At 52.4% G+C, this 8,694-nt stretch carries 8 protein-coding genes and 2 pseudogenes; all 10 read left to right on the top strand.

The genetic code is table 11. The features are described 5' to 3' along the window. The first annotated feature begins 44 nt into the window (after nt 1-44). Nucleotides 45-176 carry an integrase core domain-containing protein gene (locus BANT918_RS18195; protein WP_418904419.1) on the top strand — a complete coding sequence of 44 codons (132 nt, stop codon included), beginning with the start codon at nt 45-47 and terminating at the stop codon, nt 174-176. Between the two features lie 469 nt (nt 177-645). Beyond that, nucleotides 646-1,407, top strand: coding sequence for a citryl-CoA lyase (locus tag BANT918_RS16950; RefSeq protein ID WP_101621244.1), 762 nt, complete (start codon nt 646-648; stop codon nt 1,405-1,407). Beyond that, nucleotides 1,404-2,378 carry a tripartite tricarboxylate transporter substrate binding protein gene (locus BANT918_RS16945; protein ID WP_101621243.1) on the top strand — a complete coding sequence of 325 codons (975 nt, stop codon included), beginning with the start codon at nt 1,404-1,406 and terminating at the stop codon, nt 2,376-2,378. Before BANT918_RS16950 ends, BANT918_RS16945 begins: the two co-directional genes overlap by 4 nt. Continuing rightward, nucleotides 2,375-3,934 carry a class I adenylate-forming enzyme family protein gene (locus BANT918_RS16940; protein ID WP_101621242.1) on the top strand — a complete coding sequence of 520 codons (1,560 nt, stop codon included), beginning with the start codon at nt 2,375-2,377 and terminating at the stop codon, nt 3,932-3,934. Before BANT918_RS16945 ends, BANT918_RS16940 begins: the two co-directional genes overlap by 4 nt. After that, nucleotides 3,921-4,385, top strand: a complete 465-nt coding sequence (locus BANT918_RS16935) for a tripartite tricarboxylate transporter TctB family protein (RefSeq protein ID WP_101621241.1) — start codon at nt 3,921-3,923, stop codon at nt 4,383-4,385. Before BANT918_RS16940 ends, BANT918_RS16935 begins: the two co-directional genes overlap by 14 nt. A 16-nt stretch (nt 4,386-4,401) precedes the next feature. Then, nucleotides 4,402-5,925, top strand: coding sequence for a tripartite tricarboxylate transporter permease (locus BANT918_RS16930; RefSeq protein WP_101621240.1), 1,524 nt, complete (start codon nt 4,402-4,404; stop codon nt 5,923-5,925). Nucleotides 5,926-5,969: 44 nt separating this feature from the next. Beyond that, nucleotides 5,970-6,734, top strand: coding sequence for an IclR family transcriptional regulator (locus BANT918_RS16925; protein WP_145997015.1), 765 nt, complete (start codon nt 5,970-5,972; stop codon nt 6,732-6,734). 285 nt (nt 6,735-7,019) lie between these two features. Beyond that, nucleotides 7,020-7,235, top strand: a pseudogene (locus BANT918_RS16920) (transposase); the annotation flags it as partial. 110 nt (nt 7,236-7,345) lie between these two features. After that, nucleotides 7,346-8,242, top strand: a pseudogene (locus BANT918_RS16915) (IS1634 family transposase); the annotation flags it as partial. A gap of 54 nt (nt 8,243-8,296) precedes the next feature. Then, nucleotides 8,297-8,694, top strand: a 398-nt coding sequence (locus BANT918_RS16910) for a transposase (RefSeq protein ID WP_145997014.1), incomplete at its 3' end; no start/stop codon positions are given.

Genomic DNA, 8,694 nt, shown 5'->3' with positions numbered 1-8,694 from the left:
CGGAACTGATCGACCGTCGCGAATGGTCGGGGTTGATCGAGGTGATGGCAGCGACATCGAAATGGATCGGGTGGTACAACCGGCAACGACTGCATTCGGCGATCGGATATCGACCTCCGTTCGAGGTTCAAGCTGAGTGGACCAACCAGGGTGCGACCGCGAGCGTAGCTGCATAGAAAACCAGGAAAAACAGCCTCTATGAAACCCGGTGCTTGACACGTTGACAATTTCCTGTGGTCGATCACGGCAACAGTCGCATTGGCCATGGTTTTGGGTTGACGGCAGCGGCGCATCAGTTGTTGTCGTGCGTGGTCACGGTTCCAGTCGGTGATCTCGCTGACGGCGTCAAAGATGACGGACTTCTGTAGTCTCCCGGCCTTGGGGTATGCGGTGGCGTATTCCTTCGTGATCTCAATTTTGGTGTCCGCGGAAAGGTCCTTGCCGACCATGAGCCCATCGTCGTCGTGCTGGAGTCGTCGCGTGAAGCGCTTCACCGGGGTTTCTATATAAGGCCCGGGCCTTGGCTACGCGGCGACCAATTATAAGTCTCGTCGAGGTATTGACAGGTCTCACCAATACAGTAAACTCTCAGGTACCGGATACAGGAACACAAATTCCGCACAGCGGAATCAGCAAAGGAGCTGCATGCTACGCACGATAACGAACGAACGCCAAATCATTATTGGCGGAACCGACCTCAACGACCTGATGTCACAACTCGATTTCGTCGAAATGTGGTTGTTTCTTCATACGGGCCGACGATGCACTGAAGCGGAAAAGACGATGATAAATGCGCTCATGGTCTCTCTTATGGACCATGGTGTGACGCCCACTACCGTCGCAGCGCGAATGACGATGCTTAGTGCGCCGGACAGCCTCCAAGGGGCTGTTGCATCCGGCATCCTGGGAGCAGGCGATAGGTTCCTGGGGGTGACGGAAAATGTAACACGGTCACTGTATGTTGCCGGATACGATGCTGGTCGCAATGGCGATGTTGGATGGGTACATGAAGCTGCTGACCGGCTCATGATGCAAGATGGTCAAATCCACGGAATTGGCCACAATATTCATAGTGGCACCGATCCACGAGTCTCAGCCGTTATCGATATCGCAAAATCTCTGGGCATGCCGCTTGAAGCGTGGAAGGTTCTAGAACTAACTGCAGAAAAACTATCAGAAAAAAAGCAGCGCAAGTTTGTCGTAAATAACGCAGGTGCAGTCGGCGCCGCAATAGCCGCCCTTGGGCTCGAACCTGAATTCGCTCGTGGACTATCAGTAGTCGCGAGAGCTGCCGGGTTGGTGGTGCACGCAATCGACGAGAAAAAGAGCCTCGAGTCGAAAAAACTATGGGAGCGACTGGTGGCCGAAGAGAATAACAGCATCCAAGAGGGAGATTCAGAACGATGAAATCGGCAACCAAGAATACGATCAAATCAAGTCTGAGTGCCCTCGCGATCGCCGGACTTGTCGGTTGCTCACAGGGCGGCGGATCCGGAAGCGAATATCCATCAAAGAATATCAACCTGATTGTACCTTTTGATGCTGGAGGTAACGCCGATACACAAGCGCGTGCTCTTGCACCTTGCATGGGCGACAACCTTGGTCAACGAGTTGTCGTCCAGAATCAACCGGGAAGCGGAGGAACGATTGGTACTCGGGCTCTTGCCAATGCAGAACCAGATGGTTATACGATGTCAGTTAATTCGGTCAGCCCTTACGTGCTAGGGCCGATGCTGGTCGACAATGCGGGCTACACGACGGAAGATTTGCAAGTATTGGGTACCGTAACGGCCGCTCCAATAGTCTTCTTCATCGCGGGTGATTCGAAAGTCTCAGATATCGACCAACTTGTCGGTCAGTCAAAGTCCAAAAATATATCCGTTGCGGTGCCAGGTGCTAACACCCTGCAAGACTTCATGGTACAAACATTCAACGATAACTACGGAGCAAAGTTCAACATCATCCCAACGGATTCAATGACCGAAATCATTAGGGGAGTCAATGAAGGCGATTATGACGTTGGAGTGACATCAATATCACTCGATCTTCTTCCGAGGATTGAATCCGGCGAAGTGAAGGTAGTTGCCCGAGGTGGCGACGAGAATTACGAATATTTGGAGGGAATCCCAACCTATAAAGAGGCAGGTTACGAGCAGCTTCTGCCTTCGACAGAAATCACCGTGCCACTCGCAGCCCCGGCAGGACTGCCGGAGGATGTAGCCGACACAGTTGAGACAGCACTATCCAACTGCCTGGAAGACGAATCGGTGGTCTCCGGACTAGGTGCGGAGATTGTACCGCCTGAATTCGTCGGGCCAGAAGCGATCTCCGACGAATATTCGGATCTCCATGACGCTATCGAAATGGCAGTCAAATGAAGGGAACAGTGAACAACGGGAATCCAGAACCTGACCAGATTTTCATGCCATCTCTTTGCCAGGACTTATCCAAGAACGCCCGGTCCTGGCCAGACTCAATTGCAGTCTCAGATGGTCAACTCAGTTGGACGTGGAGTCAGTTTGAGGACGTTGTAGGCAATATCGGACAACAGCTCAGAAGGCTCGGAGCTGGATCCGGATCAGCGGTATCGGTATACATGCCGAATAACGCAACATATATAGCGGCTGTTTATGCAATCTGGTCTATAGGGGCAGCCTTCTGCCCGATAAATTATAGACTTTCCGTAGTCGAGGCGGGACACATGATGATCGACGCCAAAGTGTCGATCGCAATCGTCGACGATGAGGGTACCAACCTTCCATCGGAAGAAATTTCCACAATAGAGCGGTCAGATGCGATCAGGCCTTTATCCGAGATCGCCCTTGACTATCAGGCTATAGGCGCTGATGAACCTGCATGGCTATTCTTCACCTCGGGAACTAGCGGGAGGCCCAAGCCAGCCGTAATAACACACAGGCAACTCGATGCCGTTGTTTCAAACGGAGTGATTGATCTCATGCGGGGGTTGACTCGTTCCGATGCTGCATTGGCAGTGGCCCCGCTATCCCACGGTGCGCTCACTCATGTACTACGGCAAGTCAGGATCGGTGGCCACACCGTGGTGTATGATCGCCGACGATTCGAAGAACAAAACGTGTTGGATCTGATTGCACAACAAAGTATTCGATCGACCTTTTTGGTACCGACCATGGTTAGAAGACTGTGTGATGCTGCCAAGGGTAACAATTATCACGGAACGTTGACGCATCTGCTGAGCGGCGGCGAACCAATCACACGCGGTCTGGTCGAGAGTGTAGAAAACATATTCGGCCGAGTCCTTACAAATTACTATGGACTGGCCGAAGTCACGGGTGCAATTGCTCAGGCACTACCTGAAGCCGTTCATACAGCGACTTCTGGACCAGTGCCAGTCGGCCAACCGCGAATTGGGACAGCAATTGAGCTTAGACGTGACGATGGGATGTTGGCCGAAGGTGGTGAGCATGGAGAAATCTGGGTAAGCGGATCGAACATGTTCGCTGGCTATTTGATAGATGGATCAATTGACCGAAGCGAATTAGTAGATGGTTGGTTCAGGACAAAAGACATTGGGTATTTTCGCAACGGTACGTTGTATGTTGACGGACGTTCGTCAGACATGTATATATCGGGTGGATCCAACGTCTATCCCGCGGAGGTGGAGCGCACCCTCAATTCACACCCGAATGTGAAGCACGCAGCGGTAGTCGGTGTGGAAGATACCGAATGGGGTGAGGTCGGCATCGCATTCATAATCCCCGCTTCTGGGGGCGTCAACGAGGACGACTTGATGCAGTTGGTGAAAACGCAATTGGGTAGCTATAAAACCCCAAAGTATTTCGAAAGGGTTGGCTCCTTCCCGTACACCCCGATGGACAAAATCGATAAAAAGGCGTTGAAACACAGTTACCTGCGCAGGTCACGTCCGGAAGGCGCGATCGATGGAAACAGCTAATCAGGTAAAATATCGATTATTTATCTTAAGAAACGGCGATCGGATATGCGCTGTTGGTCTGCTCATTGTATTCGTCATTTTCGGTATTGCCTCTTCGGATTTGGATTATGGGACGCTTAGGAAACTTGGCCCGGGTTTCTGGCCTATGGCGCTTGCAGTCACTGGAGGCGCATTAAGCATCGTGTTGTTTGCGGTTGGCCGGGAAGTTCCGATATTAGCGAAAACTGGAACCTTTAGGACATTTATTGTCACTCTCGGTTCCATGTCTTTCATACCAATTGGATATTATTACTTGGGTTTTGTGCCATCTGCGACGGTCAGCCTGTTCGTAATGATTTATCTGCTTGGTCCGTACAAGTGGTGGGTTGCGTTGTTGACCAGTGTGATCGGCTCTGTGTGCGTCTATGTACTGTTTGCCATTGGTCTTGCGTTGCCGATCGTGGCGCTGTAGCTAAGGAGTAAAGAAAGTGGATATTTTCGATGGTATACTTTTTGGCTTTAGCGTTGCGTTAGAGTGGCAGAACTTACTATATGTTGCGCTCGGAGTTGTTTTGGGTACGGTGATTGGGCTATTGCCGGGGCTCGGTCCAACCGCGAGCATCGCAGTGCTTCTACCGGTGACGTTTCAAATGCCTCCAGAGTCTGCAATTATTATGCTGGCGGGCATATATTACGGCTGCATGTACGGTGGCCGGATACCTGCCATCTTGTTGAACATTCCCGGTGATGCTTCGGCAGTGGTGACAACTATGGATGGCTATCCATTGGCTAGAGCGGGTAGGGCTGGACCCGCCCTGGGGATTACGGCCTTCGGATCCTTCATAGGTGGAAGCATAGCGATTATTGGCTTGACGCTATTCGCTCCTTTATTGGCATCCTATGCTTCGCAAATTGGTCCGCCCGAGACCATGCTGCTGGCACTTGGTGGCCTGTTGTTGGTTTCCCTAATATCGAACGGCGGTCGGATTAAATCGCTGTGCATGGCAGTGCTCGGTTTGCTGCTTGCTGCGATTGGTATCGATTCGATATCTGGTACACCTAGGCTTACTTTCGATTCATTTGATTTATCTAACGGAATCGACATCATTCCTTTGGCTGTTGGGCTATTTGGATTTGGTGAAATGCTATTGCTAGCCGATCGCAAAATTACGGCGAAAATTGCTTCCAAAGAATTGGGTGGCTTATATCCCTCGAAAGAGGACTGGAAGATCGCAGCTCCGTCGATCATGAGATCGTCCATATTAGGCTTCTTCATTGGTATATTGCCTGGCGGCGGTGGCTCGTTGTCCTCTATAGTTAGCTATGGCCTGCAGAAACGGCTATCTAAGAACCCCGAAAAATTCGGCAAAGGTGCGATAGACGGCTTGGCTGCTACAGAAACTGCCGACAATGCATCATCGAATTCGGCATTCATTCCACTACTCACGCTGGGTCTTCCGCCGAATTCTGTCCTTGCGCTCTTGTTTGGTGTGTTGCTAATTAATAATGTTACACCTGGTCCACAATTGATTGAGACTCATCCGGAAGTGTTTTGGGGCGTTATAGCCTCGATGTATATTGGAAACATTATACTTCTTGTCTTCAACGTTCCTCTCATTGGTGTGTTCGTTAAGCTGTTGCAAATACCCACAAATGTAATGTTTCCTTTCATTGTGGTGATTGCGTTCTGTGGAGTATATAGCGCCAATAATAGTCTTTTTGATGTATTTCTGGCGGTAGTTTTCGGCGTTGTCGGTTATTTACTTAAAAAATTCAGATTCGACTTAACTCCGATCATCTTGGCATTCATTTTGGGTCCTATTCTGGAGTCGCAGTTCCGTCGTTCTATGCTGATGTCTCAGGGGGACATTTCAATTTTTGTTGACCGTCCCGGCGCTCTTGGTATTGTCCTTGTGATTGTTGCGATTGTTGCATTCGGAGTTTTCAGTTCTGCGCGCGCGAAGCTAGTCGCGAAACGTGCAGTGTTTAGCGAACAGGACTTGGCGGCGTGAGCTCGAGTAGTGCTGGTGCAGACACGTTTCGGTACAGTTCGAGGATGTTGAATCTTCCTTTGAGCCGTTTTGGTCGAGTCTCGAACATTCTCACAACTCTTTCGGACTTTGAGCCGGTCGGCCTGAGACTTTCCGACTTGGTGGGCCTAGTCGGTATGCCCAAGACTACTGTGTATCGGCTTCTGGAGGAGCTGATTGACACCAATTTCGTGTCGTTCGATAAACGTGATCAGTCTTATCATGTGGGTGATTTGATCGATCTCTTGGCTCGACGGGGTGCATCGAGGTTTGAGTTGAGGTTGAGGGTACGTCCATTTCTTGAAGATTTGGTGAAGGACCTCGGGGACACAGTGTATTTTATGAATGTGCGAGGGGGGCATCTTGTTTGCACGGAGAGACTGGTCGGCGACTATCCGATACAGACGATGACTCTAGACATTGGCGATGTTCGGCCTATGGGAGTTGGTAGCTCAGGGGCTGCGGTTGCTAGTTGCTTGTCTGACAAGGAACTCGCGGAGCTCCTTTCGAATCAGGATCATGAACGACGGTTACTTTCGATAGACGATACGAGTATGTCTTCGATAATCGAGGATGCTCGGCGGGACGGTTTTTCCTTCAATCCGGCTACGATTGTTCCTGGAATGAGCGGCCTCGGTGTTCCCCTGCTGGATTCTGATAGATCACCCGTTGGTGCCGTGTCTGTAGTTGCGATTAATGCTCGCTTCTCTGATGGCCGACTCCAGTACATCGTCGAACGTTTGAGGGCTTTGCGATCTCAGGCGGAAACCGCGCTGCGATATATGCTTTAGAAGGCGTGTAATGGCTAATGTGGCTCTTCACTATAGATCTTGTGGACTAGTTAGTCTGACTTCTCGAAGGATGTGGCGGTCTCTACCAAACGGATCGATGATGGTCTTGTGGTCGGGTCTGACTCATGGCTCTTCTGACACCCCGCTGTCTGGGGGTTGTCCTGTTTACGACGTGTCGACTGGCTCGGCTCACTGTAATAAGTGCAGCCCAACTGCTGAGGTTAGCCTCGAATAGTGGACACCCAAGTTAGCGGGATTTCAGGTCCTGCTGGAAGGATGTTCAACATGTCAGATCAGAAACGGCAACGCCGCTCTTATACTCCGGAGTACCGCATCGAGGCCGCGAATCTCGTCATCAGCACAGGTCGGTCGATCGCGGCAGTGGCGAAGGAACTCGGAATCGGTGAGCAGACCTTGGGCACCTGGGTCAAAGCCGAGAAGGACCGACTCCGTGGCGAGGGCGAATCGACTGGCCCCTTGGGTGAGGACGAGCGGTCCGAACCTGACTTCCACAACTGAGTGGTGATTTGGCGGATCGGATCGCGTTTGTCCTGGTCACAGGATCGAAGGTCGTATTGATGGGACACTAATTGGCTGTCTACGATAGGTTCATGTCGCCTCGCCTGCGTAAAGTCACCACCGGATCCGGGGCCACGGCTGTCCAGATCGTGCGTAAGCACCGCGGGAAAGTCACCGTCCTCGAACACCTCGGATCCGCCCACACCACAGAAGAGCTGACCGCTCTCCTTGCCGCCGGCGAAGAGAAACTCGCAACCCACGGGGCGGCCGAACAACTCGAACTTGAACTGGGCCTACCCGCCGACGAAGGCGCGCCACCGCGAGCCAGAACGGTCGTGGGTTCACGCTCTGCCATCCTCATCGACGCGATCACCGAGTCCTGGAAACGGTTGGGCTTCAGCGAAGTCGTCAATGATCAAGCGTTCTTTCAACTCGTGCTGGCTCGTCTGGTTGAACTGACATCGAAGGCCGATAGCCTCCGTGTCCTGGCCGAACTCGGCATTGACCCGCCCCACCACAACACATTCCTCAACTGCCTGACCCGCGCAAGAGACCGTGACTACCGGGCGAAAATCGCAGGCAAGTGCTTCGATCACTCCGTGGCCACCTCTGGAATCAGCCTCCTCCTCTATGACGTCACGACCTTATATTTCGAAGCAGAGAAGGAAGACAGTCTCAGAAAGGTTGGATACTCGAAAGAACGCCGAGTCGACCCACAGATCGTTGTCGGCCTCCTCGTCGACCGGACCGGGTTCCCCCTCGAGATCGGCTGCTACGAGGGATCGAAAGCAGAGACACACACGATCATCCCCGTGATCAAAGCCTTCCAAGACCGCCACAATGTCACTGACATGGTTGTTGCAGCTGACGCGGGCATGCTCTCAGCAAAGAACCTCACCGAGTTGGACAAAGCCGGGCTGCGTTTCATCGTCGGGTCGAGACAGACAAAGGCCCCACATGATCTGGCCACTCATTTCAGGTGGAACGGCTGAATCGCTCCGGGGATAATAGAGGCAGGGAGATTGGAAGAAGGAGATTCTCTCATGCCAGTGAAATACACCGATGAGCTCAAAGCTCGTGCCGTCGAGCTCGTCATGCATGCCCAGGCCGATCCTGAGACCGCGAGCGGGGCAATCACCCGCGTCGCGAACGAACTCGGCCTGAGCAAGGAGACCCTGCGAGTTTGGGTGCGCAAGCACAAGGACTCCGGCAGAGCCACGCCGACGGAGTCGGTCGACCTTGAGGCCGAAAACCGTCGACTGCGCGCCGAGTTGACCGAAGCGAAACGGGCAAACGAGATACTTCGCCGGGCGTCCTTAGACTCAAACCGTGAGTGCAACACCCCGTCAGCCAGGAGGCGAACATGGCCAAGATTGGACGACCAGGCCTACCCGAAGAAGAACGCCGAAGAGTCTGGGAGCTGTGGAAGGACGGTCACTCT

The sequence above is a fragment of the Brevibacterium antiquum CNRZ 918 genome, from assembly GCF_900169145.1.
Taxonomy (GTDB): Bacteria; Actinomycetota; Actinomycetes; order Actinomycetales; family Brevibacteriaceae; genus Brevibacterium; species Brevibacterium koreense.
The sequence above is the reverse complement of the archived record's forward strand: the minus strand, read 5'-3'. Positions and strand labels throughout refer to the sequence as shown.

Excerpts from the sequence above, each read along its gene's own strand:
- BANT918_RS16950 (WP_101621244.1), top strand. The coding sequence starts at position 646 with ATGCTACGCACGATAACGAACGAACGCCAAATCATTATTGGCGGAACC.
- BANT918_RS16935 (WP_101621241.1), top strand. The coding sequence starts at position 3,921 with ATGGAAACAGCTAATCAGGTAAAATATCGATTATTTATCTTAAGAAAC.
- BANT918_RS16940 (WP_101621242.1), top strand. The coding sequence starts at position 2,375 with ATGAAGGGAACAGTGAACAACGGGAATCCAGAACCTGACCAGATTTTC.
- BANT918_RS16925 (WP_145997015.1), top strand. The coding sequence starts at position 5,970 with ATGTTGAATCTTCCTTTGAGCCGTTTTGGTCGAGTCTCGAACATTCTC.
- BANT918_RS18195 (WP_418904419.1), top strand. The coding sequence starts at position 45 with ATGGCAGCGACATCGAAATGGATCGGGTGGTACAACCGGCAACGACTG.
- BANT918_RS16945 (WP_101621243.1), top strand. The coding sequence starts at position 1,404 with ATGAAATCGGCAACCAAGAATACGATCAAATCAAGTCTGAGTGCCCTC.